Source organism: Actinomadura sp. SCN-SB, assembly GCF_043906805.1.
Taxonomy (GTDB): Bacteria; Actinomycetota; Actinomycetes; order Streptosporangiales; family Streptosporangiaceae; genus Spirillospora.
This window is the reverse complement of sequence record NZ_JBIMPP010000022.1, coordinates 1-20,541: the sequence shown is the minus strand read 5'-3', so window position 1 is coordinate 20,541 and position 20,541 is coordinate 1. Positions and strand designations below refer to the sequence as shown.

The 20,541-nt window shown below is 71.8% G+C and carries 21 protein-coding genes; 10 read left to right on the top strand and 11 right to left on the bottom strand.

Features of this window, described 5'->3' with window-relative positions; genetic code table 11:
* Window positions 1–33: 33 nt before the first annotated feature.
* From ACGWYJ_RS16525 to pip, 11 genes are all read right to left on the bottom strand, one after another.
* Entirely contained in the window at window positions 34–429 is a 396-nt protein-coding gene (locus tag ACGWYJ_RS16525; protein ID WP_395106868.1) for a Zn-ribbon domain-containing OB-fold protein, read from the bottom strand.
* A gap of 2 nt (window positions 430–431) precedes the next feature.
* A complete protein-coding gene (locus tag ACGWYJ_RS16520) occupies window positions 432–1,622 on the bottom strand; it encodes a thiolase family protein (protein ID WP_395106867.1) in 1,191 nt (396 codons plus the stop codon).
* Window positions 1,623–1,680: 58 nt separating this feature from the next.
* Window positions 1,681–2,547, bottom strand: coding sequence for an ectoine/hydroxyectoine ABC transporter ATP-binding protein EhuA (ehuA, locus tag ACGWYJ_RS16515; protein WP_395106866.1), 867 nt, complete (start codon window positions 2,545–2,547; stop codon window positions 1,681–1,683).
* Complete coding sequence (gene ehuD, locus ACGWYJ_RS16510) at window positions 2,534–3,187, bottom strand: ectoine/hydroxyectoine ABC transporter permease subunit EhuD (RefSeq protein WP_395106865.1); 654 nt, start codon at window positions 3,185–3,187, stop codon at window positions 2,534–2,536. Before ehuD ends, ehuA begins: the two co-directional genes overlap by 14 nt.
* Window positions 3,188–3,191: 4 nt before the next feature.
* Window positions 3,192–3,911, bottom strand: a complete 720-nt coding sequence (gene ehuC / locus ACGWYJ_RS16505) for an ectoine/hydroxyectoine ABC transporter permease subunit EhuC (RefSeq protein ID WP_395106864.1) — start codon at window positions 3,909–3,911, stop codon at window positions 3,192–3,194.
* Between the two features lie 3 nt (window positions 3,912–3,914).
* On the bottom strand, window positions 3,915–4,808 hold the full coding sequence (ehuB, locus tag ACGWYJ_RS16500; protein WP_395106863.1) for an ectoine/hydroxyectoine ABC transporter substrate-binding protein EhuB: 894 nt from the start codon (window positions 4,806–4,808) through the stop codon (window positions 3,915–3,917).
* 162 nt (window positions 4,809–4,970) lie between these two features.
* Window positions 4,971–5,879, bottom strand: a complete 909-nt coding sequence (gene thpD / locus ACGWYJ_RS16495; protein WP_395106862.1) for an ectoine hydroxylase — start codon at window positions 5,877–5,879, stop codon at window positions 4,971–4,973.
* On the bottom strand, window positions 5,876–6,292 hold the full coding sequence (locus tag ACGWYJ_RS16490) for an ectoine synthase (RefSeq protein ID WP_395106861.1): 417 nt from the start codon (window positions 6,290–6,292) through the stop codon (window positions 5,876–5,878). Before ACGWYJ_RS16490 ends, thpD begins: the two co-directional genes overlap by 4 nt.
* Window positions 6,293–6,372: 80 nt before the next feature.
* Entirely contained in the window at window positions 6,373–7,635 is a 1,263-nt protein-coding gene (gene ectB / locus ACGWYJ_RS16485) for a diaminobutyrate--2-oxoglutarate transaminase (protein WP_395106860.1), read from the bottom strand.
* A gap of 127 nt (window positions 7,636–7,762) precedes the next feature.
* On the bottom strand, window positions 7,763–8,362 hold the full coding sequence (ectA, locus tag ACGWYJ_RS16480; RefSeq protein ID WP_395106859.1) for a diaminobutyrate acetyltransferase: 600 nt from the start codon (window positions 8,360–8,362) through the stop codon (window positions 7,763–7,765).
* A 567-nt stretch (window positions 8,363–8,929) separates the two neighbouring features.
* A complete protein-coding gene (gene pip, locus ACGWYJ_RS16475; RefSeq protein ID WP_395106858.1) occupies window positions 8,930–9,901 on the bottom strand; it encodes a prolyl aminopeptidase in 972 nt (323 codons plus the stop codon).
* A 399-nt stretch (window positions 9,902–10,300) separates the two neighbouring features.
* On the opposite strand from pip, the gene ACGWYJ_RS16470 reads away from it, so the two are divergent.
* From ACGWYJ_RS16470 to ACGWYJ_RS16425, 10 genes are all read left to right on the top strand, one after another.
* Window positions 10,301–11,803: a hypothetical protein gene (locus ACGWYJ_RS16470; RefSeq protein WP_395106857.1), complete on the top strand. Its 1,503-nt coding sequence runs from the start codon at window positions 10,301–10,303 to the stop codon at window positions 11,801–11,803.
* Window positions 11,804–12,124: 321 nt separating this feature from the next.
* The gene (locus ACGWYJ_RS16465) at window positions 12,125–13,843 is read left to right on the top strand and encodes a CTP synthase (RefSeq protein ID WP_395106856.1); all 1,719 of its coding nucleotides are present in this window, start codon (window positions 12,125–12,127) and stop codon (window positions 13,841–13,843) included.
* Complete coding sequence (locus ACGWYJ_RS16460) at window positions 13,840–14,505, top strand: NUDIX domain-containing protein (protein ID WP_395106855.1); 666 nt, start codon at window positions 13,840–13,842, stop codon at window positions 14,503–14,505. The genes ACGWYJ_RS16465 and ACGWYJ_RS16460 overlap by 4 nt, the downstream gene beginning before the upstream one ends.
* Before the next feature lie 187 nt (window positions 14,506–14,692).
* A complete protein-coding gene (locus tag ACGWYJ_RS16455; RefSeq protein WP_395106936.1) occupies window positions 14,693–15,622 on the top strand; it encodes a site-specific tyrosine recombinase XerD in 930 nt (309 codons plus the stop codon).
* A gap of 94 nt (window positions 15,623–15,716) precedes the next feature.
* Window positions 15,717–16,703 carry a ParA family protein gene (locus ACGWYJ_RS16450; protein WP_395106854.1) on the top strand — a complete coding sequence of 329 codons (987 nt, stop codon included), beginning with the start codon at window positions 15,717–15,719 and terminating at the stop codon, window positions 16,701–16,703.
* A 115-nt stretch (window positions 16,704–16,818) separates the two neighbouring features.
* Window positions 16,819–17,679: a segregation and condensation protein A gene (locus ACGWYJ_RS16445; RefSeq protein ID WP_395106853.1), complete on the top strand. Its 861-nt coding sequence runs from the start codon at window positions 16,819–16,821 to the stop codon at window positions 17,677–17,679.
* Complete coding sequence (gene scpB, locus ACGWYJ_RS16440; protein ID WP_395106852.1) at window positions 17,672–18,277, top strand: SMC-Scp complex subunit ScpB; 606 nt, start codon at window positions 17,672–17,674, stop codon at window positions 18,275–18,277. The genes ACGWYJ_RS16445 and scpB overlap by 8 nt, the downstream gene beginning before the upstream one ends.
* A complete protein-coding gene (locus ACGWYJ_RS16435; protein WP_395106851.1) occupies window positions 18,274–19,005 on the top strand; it encodes a pseudouridine synthase in 732 nt (243 codons plus the stop codon). The genes scpB and ACGWYJ_RS16435 overlap by 4 nt, the downstream gene beginning before the upstream one ends.
* Window positions 19,006–19,040: 35 nt before the next feature.
* Window positions 19,041–19,403 carry a chorismate mutase gene (aroH, locus tag ACGWYJ_RS16430; protein ID WP_395106850.1) on the top strand — a complete coding sequence of 121 codons (363 nt, stop codon included), beginning with the start codon at window positions 19,041–19,043 and terminating at the stop codon, window positions 19,401–19,403.
* 39 nt (window positions 19,404–19,442) lie between these two features.
* The coding region (locus tag ACGWYJ_RS16425; protein ID WP_395106849.1) for a prephenate dehydrogenase at window positions 19,443–20,541 on the top strand (1,099 nt) is incomplete at its 3' end.

Genomic DNA, 20,541 nt, shown 5'->3' with positions numbered 1-20,541 from the left:
GGCTCGTACGCTAGGCCCCGAACGCGATTCGGTCTAGGGCCGGAAGAGCAGCGCGGTCTCGCCTTCGCCACGATGCTCGTAGTGGGCCCGGAGCGGCAGGTCCTCGCGCAGCTCGCCGGGGGCGACGCCGTCCAGCCGCGTGTGCAGCCACGGGCCTTCGGCCAGTTCCACCAGGGCCAGGATCGCCGGGGGCGGCACGGTCCCGTCCTCGGCGGGGCGGCCGTGCACGACCGTCCAGCTCACCAGGGTCGCGTCGCCGCGGGCTTCCGCCCAGTCCAGGCCCTCCTCGCCGCATTCGGCGCAGGTGCCCTGGTCCGGTGCCGACCAGTGGCCGCAGGACGCGCAGCGCCTGATCATCAGCCGCCCGGATGCCGTCCCGTCGAAGAAGGGGTCGGTGCGCCCGTCCCGGCGCAGGATCCCGATGTCCACGCCTAGACCTCCTTCGGGTGGGGGCTGAGGATCAGCGTGGAGTGGTGGTCGAGGATGCCGCCGTTCCCACTGACCAGGATGACGTCGTTGCGGTCGGCCTGGCGCTCGCCGCCGTCCCCGCGTCCCTGGATGACCGCCTCCGACAGCGGGGTCATGCCCCACATGTAGTACGCCGACAGCTGTCCGCCGCCGGTGTTGGTGGGCAGCGCGCCGCCGGGCCCGAGGGCGCCGGACGCGGCGAACGCGCCGCCCTCGCCCTTGGCGCAGAACCCGTAGTCCTCCAGGGTCACCACGACGGTGTAGGTGTAGCAGTCGTAGAGCTGCGCCTGGCTGATGTCGTCCACGGTCACACCGGCCATCTTCATCGCGATCGGCCCGGACGTGGCCGCGCCGGTGGTGAGGCCGAAGCCGCTGCCGCGTTCCCTGCGGTGACCGGGATGGCCCTGCCCCCAGCCCCACACGTGGACGGGCGGCCGTGCCAGGTCGCGGGCCCGGTCGGAGCCGGTGAGCACGACGGCGATGGCGCCGTTGGAGACCAGGCAGCAGTCCAGGAGGCGCAGCGGCTCGGCCACCCAGCGGGACGAGCGGTGGTCGTCCAGTGTGATCGGCTTCCGCATCTGCGCCCGCGGGTTCCGGGACGCCCATGCGCGCGTGCTCACGGCGACGGCCCCGAGCTGTTCGGTGGTGGTCCCGTACCGGGCCATGTGCCGCTGGGCGGCGAGCGCGTAGAAGGTGTTGACGGACCGGAACCCCAGCGCCGCCGTCATCCCGCCGTACCCGTACCACTGTGCCTGTCCCGGCGCGGCCTCGGGGCCCCGGTCGTACGCCGAGCCCGCCGATTGTTTCGGTTTGAGCGGTGCGTCGGCGAACACGCAGGCCACCGTGGACGCGGCGCCGCTGAGGATCGACATCGCCGCGTAGGAGACCATCGCGCCCGCGGTGGCGCCGAAGGAGTTCACCAGGGACAGCAGCCGAAGGTCGCGCAGGCCCAGCGTGGCGGCCAGCTCGATCCCCGGTGACCCGCCCAGGCCATGGCTGACCAGCAGCCCGTCCAGGTCGCCGAGCGTCAGCCCGGCGTCCGCCACCGCCAGCCGCACCGCCTCGGCCGCGAACGAGCGCGGGCTGCGCCCGTACACCTTGCCGAGCTCGGTCATGCCGAGACCGACGATCGCGGCGCCCGTGCCATCACCCATGCCCCCACGGTACCGAATCACGTTCGGCTCATCCGGAGTCGGGTGCGGGGCCCCGCGCTCAGCTCGCGAGCACCGCCTGGAGGAAGTCGCGGGTGCGCTGCTCGGACGGCTCGCCGAAGATCTGCTCGGGCGGACCCTCCTCGACGATCTGGCCCTGGTCGAACATCAGGACCCGGTCGGAGATGTCCCTGGCGAACCCCATCTCGTGGGTCACGCACAGGATCGTCAGGTCGCTGGTGCGCGCGATGTCGCGCAGCAGGTCCTGGACGCCCACCACCAGTTCCGGGTCGAGCGCCGAGGTGACCTCGTCCAGCAGCAGCACCTTCGGCTCCATGGCCAGGGCCCGCGCGATGGCGACGCGCTGCTGCTGCCCGCCCGACAGCTGCGTGGGGTGCGCGTTCGCCTTGTCGCCCAGCCCGACCAGGTCCAGCAGCCGGTGGGCGCGCTCGGCGGCGGCGTCCTTGGACAGCCCCAGCACGTGCATCGGCGCCTCGGTGAGGTTCCGCAGCACGTTCATGTTGGGGAACAGGTTGAACTGCTGGAACACCATGCCGACCTGCTTGCGCATCTCGTGCAGGTGACGCTCGTTGGCCGGGACGAGGGCGCCGCCCTTCCTCATGTGCCACAGCGGCTCGTCGCCGATGCGGATCACGCCGCCGTCGAGCCGTTCCAGCGTCATCAGCAGCCGCAGGATCGTGGTCTTGCCCGAGCCACTGGGCCCGATCAGCGTCACGTGCTCGCCGGGCGAGACGTGGAAGTCCAGCTCGCGCAGCACGACGTTGTCGCCGAACCGCTTGACGACCTTCTCGAAGTGGATGCCCGGGGCCTGGCCGCCGTTCGAGCGGGCCGGGACCTCGCCGGCGTCCTTGACGAGCGGGGGCTCCTCCGGTGTCGGGGTCTCGGGGGTGGTGTCAGTAGGTGGCATAGCGCCTCTCCAGGCGACGGACGGCGATCGACGACACGATGCTGACGACGACGAACAGCACGGCGATGGTGGTGAGCGGCTCGAGGGTCTTGAACGACCTCGCCCCCTCCTGGTACGCGACGCCGAGGAGTTCCAGGACGGTGATGCCGAACAGCAGCGGCGAGTCCTTGAACATGGCGATCAGGTAGTTGCCGAGCGTGGGTATCACCTTGCGGACGGCCTGCGGGAGGACCACGTCCTGCCAGACCCGCCGTCTCGGCAGGTTCAGCGCGGTGCACGCCTCCCACTGTCCGCGGGGGACGTCGGCGATGCCCGCCCGGTACACCTCGGCGGTGTAGGTGGAGTAGTGGATCCCGAGGCCGAGGATGCCCGCGGAGAGCGGCCCCAGCGTGAGCCCGAACTCCGGGAACACGTAGAAGATGAAGAACAACTGCACCAGCAGCGGGGTGCTGCGGATGAACTCCATCACCCAGCGCGTGATCTGGCTGACGATCCTGCTGGGCGAGCGGCGCAGCAACGTCCACACCAGGCCCAGCACCAGGGCGAGGGCGTAGCCGACCAGCGTGGCCACGACCGTGATCCGCAGGCCGCTCAGCATGTCGGGCAGGAACTGCCCGGTGTACTCCCAGTCCCAGGTCATCGCGTCACCCCGCCGTTCCGCCGCCCGGCGCGGACGCCGCCACGGTGGCCAGGCCGGCCTTGTCGCGGGACGGCCTGCGGCCCAGCATCCGGTCCACCCGCCGCTCGGCGTAGCGGACGGACAGTTGCAGCAGCTGCGCGATGACGAAGTACATCACCAGGATGGTGGTGAAGGTCCACACCGTCTCGCCGGTATTGGTGCGGATCTGCTGGGCCCGGAACGTCAGGTCCGCGATGGTGATCAGCGAGACCAGCGCGGTGCCCTTCATCAGTTCGATGAGCAGGTTCCCGAACGGCGGCAGCATCAGCGCGATCGCCTGCGGCAGCAGCACCCGGCGCAGCCGCTGGGCGGGCCGGAAGTTCAGCGCCACCGTGGCCTCGTACTGTGCCCTGGGGACGGACTGGATCGCGCCGCGCACCACCTCGGCCCCGTAGGCGCCGACGTTGAGGCCGAGCGCGAGCACCCCGGCGAACATCGGCACCAGTTCCAGGCCGAGGCTGGGCAGCGAGTAGAAGAACCAGTACATCAGCACCAGGGCGGGCGAGCCGCGGAAGAACTCCACGTACACGCGGTTCAGGAAGCGCACCCCGCGGTGCCGCGAGGTACCGGCGATGCCGAACACGAGCGCGAGCACCAGGGCCAGCGCGCTGCCGTAGACGGTGAGCTGGATCGTGATCCACGCGCCCTGCACCAGCAGCCGGTAGCTGTCGAGGACGTCGCCCACGGCTCAGACCGCGCAGAACTTGGCGGCGGTGTCGTCGGCGGCCGGCAGCTCGGCCTGGGTGAAGCCGAACGGCTGGATGATCGGCAGCAGCCTGTTCTGCCGCTTGAACTCGGCCAGCTTGTCGTTGAACGCCTTGAGCAGGTCGGTGTCGGCCTTGCGGAACGCGAACCCGCCCGCGCCCAGCTGCTCCTTGCCGTCGATCACCGGGGTGAACGGCTCGGTCAGCTCGTACGGCTCGCCCTTGTGCTTGGACAGCAGGTCGGCCAGCGAGATGCGGGTGAGCGCGATCGCGTCGATCCGCTTCGCCTTCAGCGCCTCGTACGCCGAGGGCTGGTCCTCGAACGTCTTGATCTGCCCCTTGGGCACGCCCAGCTTCTCGGCGAACCCGCCCTCGACCGCGCCGGTGAGCACGCCCACGTTGGCCTTGGCCCGGGTGAGGTCCTCGAACTTGGTGATGTTCTTGGGGTTGCCCTGGGGCACCATGAACGCGTTCTTGGCCACGTAGTCGGGGTCGGAGAAGGCGACCGACGCGCAGCGTTCCTTGGTGATGAACATCCCGGCCGCGATCACGTCGAACCGCCGGGCGTTCAGCCCGCCGATCAGGCCGCCGAAGGCGACCTGGACGCCCTCCACCTCGGGGATGCCGATCTCTTTGAAGATCGCCCGGGCCAGTTCCGGCGCCTCCCCGGTGAGCTTGCCCGAGCTGTCGGTGTACCCGTAGGGCGCCTCGTTGGCGAAGCCGACCTTGATCTTGCCGTCCTGCCTGGCCTTCTCCAGGCTGCCGCCGCCCTGCCGTTCCTGCTCGGGATCGGTGGTGGAGCAGCCGGCCGCGGCCAGGGAGACGCCGGCGCCGAGCAGCACGCCTGCGCGCAGGAAGTCGCGTCGTGAGGAAGTCATCGTTGATCTCCTTGGGGGCCCCGCGACCGCCGCATGCCCGGAAGGGCCCGCGGCGGCCGCGAGGCGTGGTGTCGGTGGCGGGTGGTCATTGTTTGGCGGGTGGCTCGGACGATGGATGCCGCGAAGGGCTGTTCAAGGAAATCGGTGTGGCGGCCCCGCTGGTTACGCACCCACCGGTGTGAAGTCGCGGGCGCCGATGAACGACGGCCTCGGGGAGTCCGCCGCGAACGGCTTCACGCAGGCGTTCTCGACGCTGTTGAACACGATGAACACGTTCGAGCGAGGGTACGGGGTGATGTTCCCGTTGGAACCGTGCATGCAGTTGCAGTCGAACATGGTCGCCGAGCCCGCCGCGCCGGTGAACAGCTCGATACCGTACCGGTCGGCGAGGATCGACAGGCTGCCCGCGTCGGGCGTGCCGACCCGCTGGTCCTTCAGGGACTGCTTGTAGTGGTCGCCGGGGGTCTCGCCCACGCACGACACGAAGGTCTTGTGCGAACCGGGCATGATCATCAGCCCGCCGTTGTGGACGAAGTTCTCCGTCAGCGCGATGGAGATGCTGACCGCGCGCATGCGCGGCATGCCGTCCTCGGCGTGCCAGGTCTCGAAGTCGGAGTGCCAGAAGAAGTCCCTGCCGCCGAACCCCGGCTTGTAGTTGACCCTGCTCTGGTGGACGTAGACCTCCGAGCCGAGGATCTGCCGGGCACGGCCCACCACCCGCGGGTCGCGGACCAGGGCGGCGAACACCTCGCTGATCCGGTGCACCTCGAAGATGGAGCGCACCTCGTCCGAGCCCTTCTCGGTGACGGTCCGCTCGTCCCGCAGCACCGCCGGGTCGGACGACAGCCGCCGCAGCTCGGCCCGGTAGTCCTCCACCTCCGCGGGCTCCAGCAGCCGGTCGATGGTCAGGTAGCCGTTGGCCTCGAAGGACTCCAGCGTGGCCGCGTCGATCGGCCCGTCCTCGGGACGGCCGTACACGACCGGGTCCTGACGGTAGAGGAGCGCGGGCTCGCCGCACTGGCGGGTGGGGTAGGCGTCGTCGATGGACGGATGGTTCTGGATGATGCTCACGAGGGCGCGTCCTCCTCGGTCGGGTCCTCCACGGTCAGGAGGGGGTAGACACCGTTCTCGTCATGCACCTCCTGGCCGGTGACCGGCGGGTTGAAGACGCACACGGTGCGCACGTCGGTGTGGGCGTTGAGGGTGTGGTGCTCGTGGCCGTCGAGCAGGTACATCACGCCGGGCTCGATGCGGTGCCGCTCGCCGGTCTCGTCGTTGACGAGCTCGCCCTCGCCCTCGATGCAGTACACGGCCTCGATGTGGTGCGCGTACCACATCTTGGTCGAGGTGCCCGCGTACAGCACCGTGTCGTGGAGGGAGAAGCCCACCCTGTCGCCGGCCAGCACGAAGCGGCGGCTGCACCAGGTCGGCGCCTGCACGTCGCGCTCTGTTCCGATGATGTCCTTGAGAGAACGGACGATCACGTCTGTTTCCTTTCCGGTGTCGCGCCTGGGTCGGGGGGACCGGCGCTCAGACCGGCCTCATACCGACCCTCATACCGACCTCAGACCGATACGGTCTCGCGCACGGCGCGCACCGAGTCGGCGATGATCTCCAGGCCCTGGTCCAGTTCGGCCTCGGTGGTGGTGAGCGGCGGCAGCAGCTTGACGACCTCGCTCTCGGGGCCCGAGGTCTCCATCAGCAGGCCGCGGCCGAACGCCTCGGCGCACACCTTCGGCGCGGCCTCGGCGTCCCGCATGACCAGGCCCCAGGCCAGCCCGCGGCCGCGCACGCCCTCGACGGCGCCGGCGTGCTCCATCGCGATCTCGTTCAGCGCCCGCTCCACCCGGCCGCCCTTGGCGGTGGTCTGCTTCTGCAGGTCCTCGCCCGTCCAGTAGTCCTCCAGGGCGCCGGTGGCGGTGACGAACGCGGGGTTGAAGCCGCGGAAGGTGCCGTTGTGCTCGCCGGGCTCCCACACGTCCAGGTCCCGCCGCAGCAGCGTGATCGCGAACGGCAGCCCGTACCCGCTCAGCGACTTGGACAGGCAGACGATGTCGGGGACGATCCCGGCCTCCTCGAAGCTGAAGAAGCTTCCGGTGCGGCCGCAGCCCATCTGCACGTCGTCGACGATCAGCAGGATGTCGTGCCGCCTGCACAGGTCGGCCAGGCCGCGCAGCCAGTCGGTGGTGGCCACGTTGATCCCGCCCTCGCCCTGCACGGTCTCGACGATCACGGCGGCGGGCTTGTCGAGGCCGCTGCCGCTGTCGTCCAGCATCGTCTCCAGCAGCAGGAAGTCGGGGGTGCGGCCGTCCAGGTAGTTGTCGTAGGGCATGGTGACGCCGTGCCCGAGCGGCACGCCCGCCCCGTCGCGTTTCATCGAGTTGCCGGTCACGGCCAGCGCGCCCAGCGTCATCCCGTGAAAGGCGTTGGTGAAGCTGATGACCGTCTCCCGGCCGGTGTATTTGCGCGCCAGTTTGAGCGCGGCCTCCACCGAGTGATTTCCCGCGGGCCCGGGGAACTGCACCTTGTAGTCGAGTCCGCGCGGGCGCAGCACGATCTCGTTGAAACGCTCCAGGAACTCCCGTTTGGCGACGGTGTACATGTCCAGGCCATGGACCACCGCGTCGCTCGCGAGGTAGTCCATGAGCCGCTGTTTCAGGAGTGGATTGTTGTGCCCGTAGTTCAGTGTTCCGGCGCCGGCGAAGAAGTCGAGGTAGGATTTGCCGTTCTCATCGGTCATATGGCTTCCGCTGGCGGTGCTGAACACGGTGGGCCAGCTCCTGCAGTAGCCGCGGACCTCGGATTCGAGGTGGATGAAAACGTCCATGTTCTGCCTCCGGGAGGTGGGGGTGGACGGGTGGGGTGGACGGGGGCGAAAAGCGGATCTTGGAAAGGGCGGCGGGCATGCCGCCCTCCGGGCAGGGTCCGCTCGTCCCTGCCCGTGACGTCTCGCGCTAAGTGGCCGGCCGTGCCGCCCGCGGGCGCGCCGCGTCCGCCCGCGCGGGCGCCGGGCCCGCCGGTACGGCGGTCGTCAGCGGGCCGATCCGGAACAGCTCTTCGGGTTCGTGGCCTTCGGGAAAGTGCTCGGCCCCGAACAAGGGGGTGCGTTCCAGCGGGCAGCCGCGGGCCCGGGCGAAGGATTCGAACATCCTCGCCGAGGCGGTGTTGTCCGGCGTGACGGTGGCCTCCATGTAGGTGTGGCCGCGCGGCGCGAGCCGGTCGCCGAGGGCGTCGAGCATGCGGCGCGCCACGCCCCGCCCCCGGAACGAGGGGTCGACGGCCACCTGCCAGACGAAGAAGGTGTCGTCACTCCCGGGGCGTATGTAGCCGGTGATGAAACCGCACGGCCCGGTTTTCGCACGGGCCACTACGGACGTACCGGAGAAGTCCCGGCACCACAGTAGGTAGCTGTACGGCGAGTTCACGTCCAGAACTCGCGAATCCCGTGCGAGCCGCCACAACTCCGGGCCGTCTTCGAGCCGTGGCTCCTCCAGTCGTATGGCCGGGTCCGGTCCTGTTCGGTCAGCGGGCGATTGCAGGGGTTGCGCTGCCATGTCCAGGTAATTTAGCGAATCACCGCCGCTGATCGCTACGGATTGTTATCCGGCCGATGTTTAGCCTTCCCGGTACTGGGTATAACAAAAAGCTTGTCAATTTCGGGTTTATTTTCGGGCGTTCCGCGCGCGCCGTTCCGGCGCAATTCCGGGTGCTACGCAGGTGGAACCCGGGAACCCGGGCGGCGGCCCGCGGGCCGCTCGTCACGGTGCACTCTAGGCGTGTGTTACGGGCGTGTGACGGAATCTATGTCTCATTTGTGTGACGTGAATCACAGGAACTTCGTGTCAACGAGGTGCGTGCGGTCCGCGTCACGTTTCGTTGCACGAGGTGAGGGCGGTACCGGCGGCCTGTGCGCCGGCTGAAGACCCCCTGAAGGGCACCTGAAAGCACGCTCACTGCGCGTAACGCACCTGCCTCGCGCGTCCCACGAAACCCGGTGAGACCTGCGAGGCGCGGCCACGGCGGAAGCCCGGCCCGGCGCCGTCCGGGGCCACCCGCTGGGCCGGGGCCACCCGCCCGGCCGGCGCCGCCCGGCCGGGGCCGTCCGGCCGGCGCCGGGGAGGTCAGCCGTCCGAGCGGGCGAAGCGGTCGGTCGCCTCGATCAGGCGGTGCAGGATTCCCGGCTCGCTGTAGGCGTGGCCGGCGTCGTCGACGATGTGGAACTCGGCCTCGGGCCAGGCGCGGTGCAGGTCCCACGCGGTGGCCACCGGCGTGCACACGTCGTACCGGCCCTGGACGATCACCGCCGGGATGTGCCGGATCCTGTCCACGTCCCGCAGGAGCTGGTCCTCCTCGAAGAACCCCTCGTTGACGAAGTAGTGGTTCTCGATGCGGGCGAAGGCCACCGCCTGGTCGGGCTCGCCGAACGCCTTGGCCATGTCCGGGTCGGGGCGCAGCGTGATCGTCCGTCCCTCCCACAGCGACCACGCCCGCCCGGCGGCGATCCGCACGTCCCGGTCGGGGGAGTTGAGCCGCTCGGCGTAGGCGGCGAGCAGGTCGTCGCGCTCGTCCTCGGGGATCGGGGCCAGGAAGTCCTCCCACAGGTCGGGGAACAGCAGCGAGGCGCCCTCCTGGTAGAACCAGTACAGCTCGAACGGCCGCAGCATGAAGATGCCGCGCAGCACCATCTCCGAGACCCGGTCCGGGTGCGTCTCCGCGTACGCGAGCGCCAGCGCGCTGCCCCACGACCCGCCGAACACCAGCCACCGTTCGATGCCCAGGTGCTCGCGCAGCCGCTCCATGTCGGCCACCAGGTTCCAGGTGGTGTTGGACTCCAGGGACACCGCCGGGTCGCTGGCGTGCGGGAGGCTGCGACCGCAGTTGCGCTGGTCGAACAGCACGATCCGGTACGCCTCCGGGTCGAACTGGCGGCGGTGCGCGGGGCTGCAGCCGCCGCCGGGGCCGCCGTGCAGCATTACCGCAGGCTTGCCCTCGGGGTTCCCGCAGACCTCCCAGTAGATCTGCTGGCCGTCACCGACATCGAGCATCCCGGACTCGTACGGCTCGATCGGCGGGTACAGCGTGCGAAGTTCCATGAGCGCCGATTGTCGCACCGCGATCGTTCCCGCACCGCCCTCGCCGCGCTCGTTTCACGCCTCGCGGCACGCCCGCCCGCGCGGCCTAGTAGCCTCCTGCCGTGGCACGGAGCGGACCCTGTGGACGACCCATGCGCGCGAATAGACGGCGAGGATCGAGAAACTAAACCCCAAACTGGGCAAACGCCGTGCTCGACGGCACTAGAGTGCCTTGGGTGAGCGAAGCGACGAGGCGCCGGGCGGAGTGCGGCCGCCGGGCGAGGAGTGCGGCGAGCACCATGCGAACGACGGCCCCGCGAGAGCGGCTCCGCGTCGCCGGGCGAGGAGACACGTGAGCGGGCTTGCGAGCGAACCGATGAGCGCGGCGGTCCCGCTCACGGGGCCGACGAGGGAGGCCGCGTGAGTGAGCTGAACGGATCGGGTTCACGGCCCGTCCAGAACACCGGCGCTCCCTGGCCGCGGCCGGCCAGGGACGCGGCGGCGAAGCAGCCGATCAAGGCGGCCGGGCAGCAGCCGGGCGCTCAGCAGCCGGCTGCGCAGCCCCCGGGCACGCAGGCACCGGGCGCACAGCCCCCGGGTGCCCGGCAGCCCGCCGAGCCCGCCCGGCCCGAGCCGGTACGGCCCGAGCCGGAGCGGCAGGAGGCGCAGCCCTGGGACATCGTGGAGCGGCTGCGCCAGATGGCCGACCTCATCGGCGACGCCCTGGCCGCCGGTGAGCGCAAGGTCAACGAGGCGCAGACCGACCTGCAGTCGATCCAGGCGGAGAAGGAATCGGCGCAGCGCGACGCGGCCGCCGCCTGGGGCGAGGTGCAGCGGGCGCGGGGTCAGGCCGAGCAGGCCGATCGGCGCGCGGTCGAGGCCGAGCGGCGGCTGGCCGAGGCCCAGAAGGAAGCGGCCACCCAGTTGCAGGCCGCCAAGGCGGAGAAGGAGTCCGCGCAGCGCGACGCGGCCGCCGCCTGGGGCGAGGTGCAGCGGGCGCGGGGTCAGGCCGAGCAGGCGGACCGGCGCGCGGTCGAGGCCGAGCGGCGGCTGGCCGAGGCGCAGAAGGAGGCCGCCGCCCAGATCCAGGCCATCCAGGCGGAGAAGACCGCCCAGGTCCAGGCGATCCAGGCCGAGAAGACCGCGCAGGTCCAGGCGATCCAGGCCGAGAAGGAGTCCGCGCAGCGCGACGCGGCGGCGGCCTGGAACCAGGCCCAGCAGGTCCGCGCCCAGGCCGACCAGGCTCGCGCCCAGGCCGAGAAGGCCCAGGCGGGGCTGGAGCAGGCCGAGCGGGCCCTTGAGGAGGCCGCCAGCGCCCGGCGCGCCGTCGAGGCCGAGCGCGACCGGCTCAAGGACCAGGCCGCCGAGCTGTCGCGGGCGCTGGAGGCGGCGCACGCCGATCTGTCCGGCCTGCGCGCCAAGCTCACCGACGCGGAGATGAAGACCCAGAACCTCCAGCACTCCGCCGCGGCCGCCGCCAAGGAGGCCGAGGACGCGCGGCGCCGCGCCCAGACCGCCGAGGCCGAGCGCCAGCAGGCCCTCGACACCGCCGCGCAGTCGCTGGAGGCCGCCAAGAAGGCCGAGCGCGAGCGCGACACCGCCGTCCAGGCCCAGGCCCGCGCGGAGTCGGAGACCACGCTGGCGCGCGGGCAGGCCGAGCAGGCCGGGCGGGAGCGCGACCAGGCCGCGAGCGCGATGCGGCAGGTCGCCGCCGAGCGCGACGCGATCAGCGAGAAGCTCAAGGAACGCGACCAGTGGGTCGACCAGCTCGCCCAGGCGGTCACCGAGCAGCGCGCCGCGATCGCCGAGCTGTCCCAGGAGCGCGACGCCGCCCGCCAGGCCGCCGACCAGGCCCGGTCGCTGATCGACGAGCTCACCCGGCAGCTCCGCACGATCATGCCGACCGCCGCCCCGCGGATCTGACCCGCCCGCCCCGCTCCCGGCCTTCCCGGGCCGCGGGGACGGCGCGGACGGGGCCCGACCGCCGGATCGTCTGCCGTGAACGCCCTGCCACGCCCGATTCGTCCGTGGGGGCGGGCGGGGCGTCCATGACGCTCGGCCGGTCGCGCCCGGACGGGCACGACGCGGGCGCCGCCCCCTCCCGGCCCTGTTATCCTGGTGGCCCGTGGACCTTGAGTCTCTCGTATCCGGCCCGCCCAGGGGCGCGGCAGCGTCCGGCCCGCGGAGGCCGGCGAGGGCTCAGCGCGGTACCGTCCGCATCGCTACGACCACGGGAGCGCCTCCTTGCCTTCGGCAGCCACTGGTAGAACACGTCCTACCAAGCATCTCTTCGTCACCGGCGGCGTCGCCTCCAGCCTCGGCAAGGGCCTGACGGCGTCCAGCCTTGGCCGGCTGCTCACGCTGCGCGGCCTGCGCGTCACGATGCAGAAGCTCGACCCCTATCTCAACGTCGACCCCGGCACGATGAACCCGTTCCAGCACGGCGAGGTCTTCGTGACCGACGACGGAGCCGAGACCGACCTGGACGTCGGCCACTACGAGCGGTTCCTCGACACCGACCTGCACGGGTCGGCCAACGTCACCACCGGCCAGGTCTACTCCAACGTGATCGCCAAGGAGCGGCGCGGCGCCTACCTGGGCGACACCGTCCAGGTGATCCCGCACATCACCAACGAGATCAAGGACCGGATCCGGGGCATGGCCACCGCCGGGGGGCCGTCCTCGCGGGCGGGGGGCGACGAACCCGCGGTGGACATCGTGATCACCGAGGTGGGCGGCACGGTCGGCGACATCGAGTCGCAGCCGTTCCTGGAGTCGGTCCGCCAGATCCGGCACGAGATCGGCCGGGAGAACTGCTTCTTCCTGCACGTGTCGCTGCTGCCCTACATCGGGCCCTCAGGCGAGCTGAAGACCAAGCCCACCCAGCACTCGGTGGCCGCGCTGCGCTCCATCGGCATCCAGCCCGACGCGATCGTGTGCCGCTCGGACCGGCCGATCAGCGACGGGCTGAAGAACAAGATCAGCCTGATGTGCGACGTCGACCGCGAGGCCGTGGTCTCCGCGGTGGACGCCCCCAGCATCTACGACATCCCCAAGGTGCTGCACGCCGAGGGCCTGGACGCCTACGTCGTGCGCCGCCTGGACCTGCCGTTCCGCGACGTCGACTGGGGCGCCTGGGACGAGCTGCTGCGCCGCGTGCACCGGCCGGCGCGCGAGGTGACGATCGCGCTGGTCGGCAAGTACATCGACCTGCCCGACGCGTACCTGTCGGTGACCGAGGCGCTGCGGCACGGCGGGTTCGGCAACGACGCCCGCGTCAACATCCGCTGGGTCAAGAGCGACGACTGCGAGACCCCCGAAGGGGCCCGCCGCGAGCTGGACGGCGTCGACGGCGTGCTCATCCCCGGCGGGTTCGGGGTCCGCGGGATCGAGGGCAAGCTGGGCGCGGTCCGGCACGCCCGCGAGAACCGCATCCCGCTGCTGGGGATCTGCCTGGGCCTGCAATGCATGGTCATCGAGGCGGCCCGGAACCAGGGCGGCCTGCCCGAGGCGGGCAGCGCCGAGTTCGACCCGGCCACCCCGCACCCGGTGGTGGCGACCATGGCCGACCAGGTCGACGTGGTGGCGGGGGAGCGCGACATGGGCGGGACCATGCGGCTCGGCCTGTACCCGGCCGACCTGGAGGAGGGCTCGATCGTGCGGGAGCTGTACGGGAGCGCGAAGGTCTCCGAACGGCACCGGCACCGGTACGAGGTCAACAACGCCTACCGCGACCAGTTGGAGAAGGCGGGGCTGCGCTTCAGCGGCCTGTCGCCGGACGGCCGGCTGGTGGAGTACGTGGAGCTGCCCCGCGAGACGCACCCGTTCTTCGTGGGAACCCAGGCGCACCCGGAGTTCCGCTCCCGCCCGACCCGCCCGCACCCGCTGTTCGCCGGGCTGGTCGCCGCCGCGCTCGACTACGCCGAGGCGCGCGGCGGCGCGGGCGCGGTGACCACCTCATGACGGCGGAGGAGAGCGGCGGGGCCTCCGCCGTGCTCGGCGTGGAGGACGTGCGGGACCGCCCGGAACGGTGGGAGGTCGTCCAGGCGTCCCGCGAGTACCGGGGCCGGGTGTTCACCGTCCGCCGCGACGCGGTGAGGATGCCGAACGGCGACGCCACCGAGATCGTCCAGCGGGACGTGGTCGAGCATCCCGGGTCGGTCGGCATCCTGGCCGTGGACGCCGCCGACCGGGTGCTGCTGATCCGCCAGTACCGGCACCCCGCCGGGTACCTGCTGTGGGAGGCCCCGGCCGGGCTGCGCGACGTCCCGGGCGAGCCGCTGCACGTGCTGGCCGCGCGGGAGCTGCTGGAGGAGGCCGGGTACCGGGCCGGCCGGTGGGACGTGCTGGTCGACCTGTTCCCCTCCTCGGGGATGTCGGACGAGCGCGTCCGGATCTTCCTGGCCCGCGACCCGGAGGAGGTGCCCGCCGACGAGATCGACTTCAGGCGGGTGCACGAGGAGGCGGACATGCCGCTGGTGTGGGTGCCGCTGGACGAGGCCGTCCGCAAGGTGCTGGCCGGTGAGATCCACAACATGATCGCCGCGACCGGGATCCTGGCCGTCCACGCCGCGCGCGCCCGCGGCTATCGCGGCCTGCGCCCGGTCGATGCGCCCGAGGGCTGAGCCCGGCGGCCGGAGCCGGCGTTGGCGTCCCTTCGCCCTGCGCGAGGGGGCATGATGGGCAGCGACCCACTCGGCCACCCCGCCCGGGAATGAGGTGCCGCAACTGTCACCGAGCACGACCGGCCGGAGCCTCGCGCGGCCCGGCGCCGGCCAGCCGCACGACGGGACCGCCGGAGACCCCTCGCCCCTGGCCGCGGCCGTGCGCACCTACCTGGGGCATCTGGCCGTGGAGCGGGGCCTGGCCGCCAACACCCTCAGCTCCTACCGCCGCGACCTGCGCCGGTACGTCAGCGTCCTGGCGGGGCGGGGCCGCACGGCCATCGGCCAGGTCACCGAGGACGACGTCCGGGAGTTCCTGGTCGGGCTGCGCGAGGGCGACGACGAGCACCCGCCGCTGGCGGCCGGGTCGGCGGCCAGGGCGGTGGTCGCGGTCCGCGGGCTGCACCGGTTCGCGCTGCGCGAGGGCATGACCGCCACCGACCCGGCGCGCGAGGTCAAGCCGCCCACGCCGCCGCGGCGCCTGCCCAAGGCCATCTCGATCGGCGAGGTGGAACGGCTGCTGGCCGCGGCGGGGGCCGGGGGCGAGGCGGGCGGCGCCGAGGCGGCGCGGGCGCGGCGCGACCGTGCCCTGCTGGAGCTGCTGTACGGGTCGGGCGCCCGCATCTCCGAGGCCGTCGGCCTCGACGTCGACGACCTCGACCTGGACGAGGGCTTCGCGCGGGTCGCGGGCAAGGGCGGCAAGTCCCGCGTCGTCCCCATCGGCGACTACGCGCGGCGCGCGGTGGAGGACTACCTCGTCCGGGCGCGTCCCGAGCTGGCGAAGGCGGGACGCGGCGGGCCCGCCCTGTTCCTGAACGCGCGCGGCGGGCGGCTGTCGCGGCAGGGCGCGTGGATGGTGCTGCGCGCCGCGGCCGAACGCGCCAAGCTGTCCAACGTCTCCCCGCACACGCTGCGGCACTCGTTCGCCACGCACCTGCTGGACGGCGGCGCCGACGTGCGGGTGGTGCAGGAGTTGCTCGGACACGCCTCCGTGACGACCACGCAGGTCTACACTCTGGTGACGGTGCAGCTGCTGCGCGAGGTCTACGCGACCTCCCACCCACGCGCGCGAGGCTGACCCGAGCGTGACCGGGGCGCCGATGGGAGGCGTACGGCGCTGCCCGGGGGCAACCCGGCAAATCGCTACCAATGCGCGCGTCGGCTTGTGACGGGTGGTGTCAACCCCTAGAGTCCCGGTCCTGGATGGCATCTTCGCGCCACCGGGGAGGGATCTGGTGACGAGCACACAGACCACAGGGGGGGTCCTCTCCTCTGCCACCATTGAGACCGATCCGAGTCGCGCCCTCGGGCCGACCCAGCGTCCCGTGCCCGAGTTCCCCGAGCCGGCGCCGCTGGCCGAGCACGGCCCGGCCCGCATCGTCTCCATCTGCAACCAGAAGGGCGGGGTCGGCAAGACCACCACCACCATCAACCTGGGCGCCGCGCTCGCCGAGTACGGCCGCCGGGTCCTGCTGGTGGACTTCGACCCGCAGGGCGCCCTGTCGGTCGGGCTGGGCAAGGGCGACCCGCGCCAGCTCGACATGACGATCCACAACCTCCTGCTGGAGTCGGACACCGACTGGGAGGACGTCGTCATCGACACCGGCGTCGACGGCATGGACCTGCTCCCCAGCAACATCGACCTGTCCGGCGCCGAGGTGCAGCTGGTGCACGAGGTCGGCCGCGAGTACATCCTGTCGCAGGCGCTGAAGTCGGCGGTGCCGCACTACGACTACATCCTCATCGACTGCCAGCCGTCGCTGGGCCTGCTCACCGTCAACGCGCTGGCCGCCAGCCACGGGGTGCTGATCCCGCTGGAGTGCGAGTACTTCGCGATGCGCGGCGTGGCGCTGCTGATGGAGACCATCGACAAGGTGCAGGGCCGGATCAATCCCAGCCTGGTGATCGACGGCGTGCTCGGCACCATGTACGACTCGCGGACCCTGCACACCCGTGAGGTGCTGGGCCGTATCGTCGAGGCGTTCGGCGACCAGGTGTTCCACACGGTCATCAACCGCACCGTGCGGTTCCCCGACGCCACCGTGGCGGGCGAGCCGATCACCTTCTTCGACCCCAACTCCATGGGCGCCAACGCCTATCGCGGCCTGGCCCGCGAGGTCCTGGTGCGCTGGCGGGATCTGGAGAAGGCCAAGGTCTGACACACCGCGCGCGGGGCCGGTGCGGGATCTGACCCGCACCGGCCCCGCGCTGCCGTAAGCTGTGGCGTCGCGTTCTTTGGAGGGGTATCGGGTGGGCTCGGCTACCGTGAGTGACGTGGACGAGACCTCGCCGGAGCCGGGCGCCGAGAAAGCGCACGGGTTCCAGGTCCACCTGGACAACTTCGAGGGACCGTTCGACCTGCTGCTGGGCCTGATCTCCAAGCACAAGCTGGACATCACCGAGGTCGCGTTGCACAAGGTCACCGACGACTTCATCGCCCACATCCGGTCCCACGGCAAGGAGTGGGACCTGGACCAGGCCAGCCATTTCCTGCTGGTCGCGGCCACCCTGCTCGACCTGAAGGCGGCCAGGCTGCTGCCGTCCGGCCAGGTCGACGACGAGGAGGACCTGGCCCTGCTGGAGGCCCGCGACCTGCTGTTCGCGCGGCTGCTGCAGTACCGCGCGTACAAGGAGGTCGCCAAGGTCTTCGCGGCCCGCATCGCCGAGCAGGGACGCCGCTTCCCGCGGATGGTGCCGATGGAGCCGCGGTTCGCGAACCTGCTGCCCGAGGTGCTGCTGGGCCTGGGCCCCGACCAGTTCGCCCGGCTGGCCGCCAGGGCGCTGACCCCCAAGGCGCCGCCGTCGGTGTCGGTCGAGCACATCTACCAGGCGCAGACCACCGTCAGGGAGCAGGCCGCCGTCGTCGTGGAGCGGCTGCGGGCCCTGCGCGCCACGACCTTCCAGGTGCTCATCGAGGACTGCGAGGGGACGTTCGAGATCGTCGCGCGGTTCCTGGCGCTGCTGGAGCTGTACCGGGAGCAGGCGGTGGCGTTCGAGCAGCCCGAGCCGCTGGGCGAGCTGCGCGTCACCTGGACGGGGACCGACGAGGGCGAGATCGAGATCGGGGACGCCTACGAGGGCTCACCGCCCCGGGACGCCGATCGGAAGGAGCGGAAGGACGATTCCGATGCATGAGGGACCCCCTGACCGGCCCGCCGCCGACGGCGGCGGCGCCCCCGGCGGTGAGGGGCTGCCGGGGCTGCGCGCCTCCATCGAGGCGATCCTGCTGGTGGTGGACGAGCCCGTGGCCGAGATCACGCTGGCGCAGCTGCTGGAGCGGCCCACCCACGAAGTCGCCGCCACCCTGCGCGAGCTGTCGGCGGAATACACCGAGCAGGGCCGGGGGTTCGACCTCAGAGAGGTCGCCGGCGGCTGGCGGTTCTACACCAGGGACGCCTGCGCCCCCGTCGTGGAGCGCTTCGTCACCGACGGCCAGCAGGCCAAGCTCACCCAGGCCGCGCTGGAGACGCTGGCGGTGATCGCCTACCGGCAGCCGGTGAGCCGCGCGCGGGTGTCGGCGATCCGGGGCGTCAACAGCGACGGGGTGATCCGCACGCTGACCCTGCGCGGCCTGATCGAGGACGCCGGCCAGGACCCGGAGACCCAGGCGCACCTGTACCGCACCACCGGGTACTTCCTGGAACGGCTGGGCCTGCGGGACCTGGACGAGCTGCCGGAGCTGGCGCCCTACCTACCCGACGACCTGCCAGAAGACATCATCGAGGGACAGTGAAGGACAACGAGGGCGTACGACTGCAGAAGGTCCTGGCCGAGGCCGGGATCGGCAGCCGCCGCCACTGTGAGGAACTGATCGGCGAGGGCCGCGTCACCGTCAACGGGGAGAAGGTGTTCCGCTTCGGCGAACGCGTCGACCCGCAGCGCGACGTGATCCACGTCGACGGCCGCCGGGTGGAGACCCGCGCCGAGATGCGCTACTACGCCATCAACAAGCCGCGCGGCGTGGTGAGCACCATGTCCGACGAGCGGGGACGCAAGTCGCTGGCCGACTTCGTGGAGGTGCCCGAGCGGCTGTTCCACGTCGGCCGGCTCGACACCGACACCGAGGGGCTGATCCTGCTCACCAACGACGGCGAGCTCTCGCACCGGCTCACCCACCCGAGCTGGGGCGTCCCCAAGACCTACCTGGCCGAGATCCACGGGCCGATCCCGCGCGACCTGGGCAGGCGGCTGCGCGCTGGGCTGACGCTGGACGACGGCCCGGCCAAGGCCGACCAGTTCAGGGTGTTCGACCAGGTGGGCAAGCGGGTGCTGGTGGAGATCACCCTGCACGAGGGCCGCAAGCACATCGTCCGGCGGCTGCTGAAGGCGGCGGGCTTCCCCGTCCAGCAGCTGGCCCGCATCCAGTTCGGGCCGATCAAGCTGGGCTCGCTGCGGCCCGGCACCATGCGCGCGCTGACCGTCACCGAGGTCGGCGAGCTGTACAAGGCCGTGGACCTGTAGCCGGGCCGGCGGCGAGGACGAGGAGGGACGACGACGTGGCGGTACGCGCGATCCGGGGGGCGACGCAGGTCGACGCCGACGACCGGGACCAGATCCTGGCGGCGACCACGGAGCTGGTCACCGAGGTGATGGCGCGCAACAGGCTCACCACCGACGACGTGATCAGCGTGCTGTTCACCACGACGCCCGACCTGGTGGCCGAGTTCCCGGCGCTGGCGGCGCGCAAGCTCGGCTTCCAGGAGGTGCCGCTGCTGTGCGCGTCGGAGATCGCGGTGCCGCACGCCCTGCCCCGGGCGATCCGGCTGATGGCGCACGTGGAGACCGACCTGCCCCGCGAGGAGATCCAGCACGTCTACCTGCGCGGCGCGACCGCGTTGCGGCTGGACATCGCCCAGTAGCGCCCGGAGCGGTGCCCCGGTGCCACTACGCTTGGTGCCGTGGCTGACGAGGGGACACCAGCACGGATCGTCGTGATCGGGACCGGGCTGATCGGGACGTCGATCGCCCTGGCCATGCGCGAGCGGGGCACCGAGGTCCTGCTGGCCGACCGTGACGAGGCCGCGCTGCGGATCGCGGTGGAGCTGGGCGCGGGCGAGGCGCTGCCCGACGGCGCGACCGGGGGGTCACCGGCGGGGCCGGCCGACCTGGCCGTGCTCGCGGTGCCGCCCGCCGCCGTCGCCGTCACCCTCCTGGACGCCCAGAAACGCGGCCTGGCCACCGCGTACACGGACGTGGCCAGCGTCAAGGCGCTGCCGCTGCACCAGGCGGCCGAGCTGGGCTGCGACCTGTCGTCCTACGTCGCGGGCCACCCGCTCGCCGGGCGCGAGCGGTCCGGGCCCGCCGCCGCCCGCGCCGACCTGTTCCTGGGACGCCCCTGGGCGCTGTGCCCGACCGGGGAGACCTCGCCCGAGGCGCTGAAGGCCGTCACCGCGCTGGCCCGCGCCTGCGGGGCCGAGCCCGTGGAGGTGGCGCCCGAGGAGCACGACCGCGCCGTGGCGCTGGTGTCGCACGGGCCGCACGTGGTGTCGGCCGCCGTCGCCGCCCGGCTCACCGGCGCCGACGACGTGGCGCTGGGCCTGGCCGGGCAGGGCGTGCGGGACGTGACCCGGATCGCGGCCAGCGATCCCCGGTTGTGGATCGGCATCCTGTCGGCCAACGCCCGTCCCGTCGCGGACGTGCTGGAGGCCGTCGCCACCGACCTGGCCGTGGCCGCCTCGCTGCTGCGCGACGGCAGCGACGAGGCCGCCACGCACGTGGCCGACCTGCTGCTGCGCGGCAACGCGGGCCGGTCCCGCATCCCCGGCAAGCACGGCGGCGAGCAGACCAGCTACGCCGTGGTGCAGGTCATGATCCCGGACCGTCCCGGCGAGCTGGGCATGATCTTCCAGGCGGCGGGCGTCGCGGGGGTCAACATCGAGGACGTCAGCATCGAGCACTCGCCCGGACGCCCGCTGGGCATCCTGGAGATCTTCGTCAAGCCCGAGGCGGCCGAGACCCTGGCCGCCGAGCTCCGCGCCCGCGGCTGGTCTGTGCCTG

What these genes read in the sequence shown, in the direction of transcription:
- scpB (WP_395106852.1), top strand. Translation starts at nt 17,672, where the DNA reads ATGCATGAGGGACCCCCTGACCGGCCCGCCGCCGACGGCGGCGGCGCC.
- ACGWYJ_RS16460 (WP_395106855.1), top strand. Translation starts at nt 13,840, where the DNA reads ATGACGGCGGAGGAGAGCGGCGGGGCCTCCGCCGTGCTCGGCGTGGAG.
- ehuB (WP_395106863.1), bottom strand. Translation starts at nt 4,808, where the DNA reads ATGACTTCCTCACGACGCGACTTCCTGCGCGCAGGCGTGCTGCTCGGC.
- ACGWYJ_RS16520 (WP_395106867.1), bottom strand. Translation starts at nt 1,622, where the DNA reads ATGGGTGATGGCACGGGCGCCGCGATCGTCGGTCTCGGCATGACCGAG.
- ectB (WP_395106860.1), bottom strand. Translation starts at nt 7,635, where the DNA reads ATGGACGTTTTCATCCACCTCGAATCCGAGGTCCGCGGCTACTGCAGG.
- pip (WP_395106858.1), bottom strand. Translation starts at nt 9,901, where the DNA reads ATGGAACTTCGCACGCTGTACCCGCCGATCGAGCCGTACGAGTCCGGG.
- ehuA (WP_395106866.1), bottom strand. Translation starts at nt 2,547, where the DNA reads ATGCCACCTACTGACACCACCCCCGAGACCCCGACACCGGAGGAGCCC.
- ehuD (WP_395106865.1), bottom strand. Translation starts at nt 3,187, where the DNA reads ATGACCTGGGACTGGGAGTACACCGGGCAGTTCCTGCCCGACATGCTG.
- ectA (WP_395106859.1), bottom strand. Translation starts at nt 8,362, where the DNA reads ATGGCAGCGCAACCCCTGCAATCGCCCGCTGACCGAACAGGACCGGAC.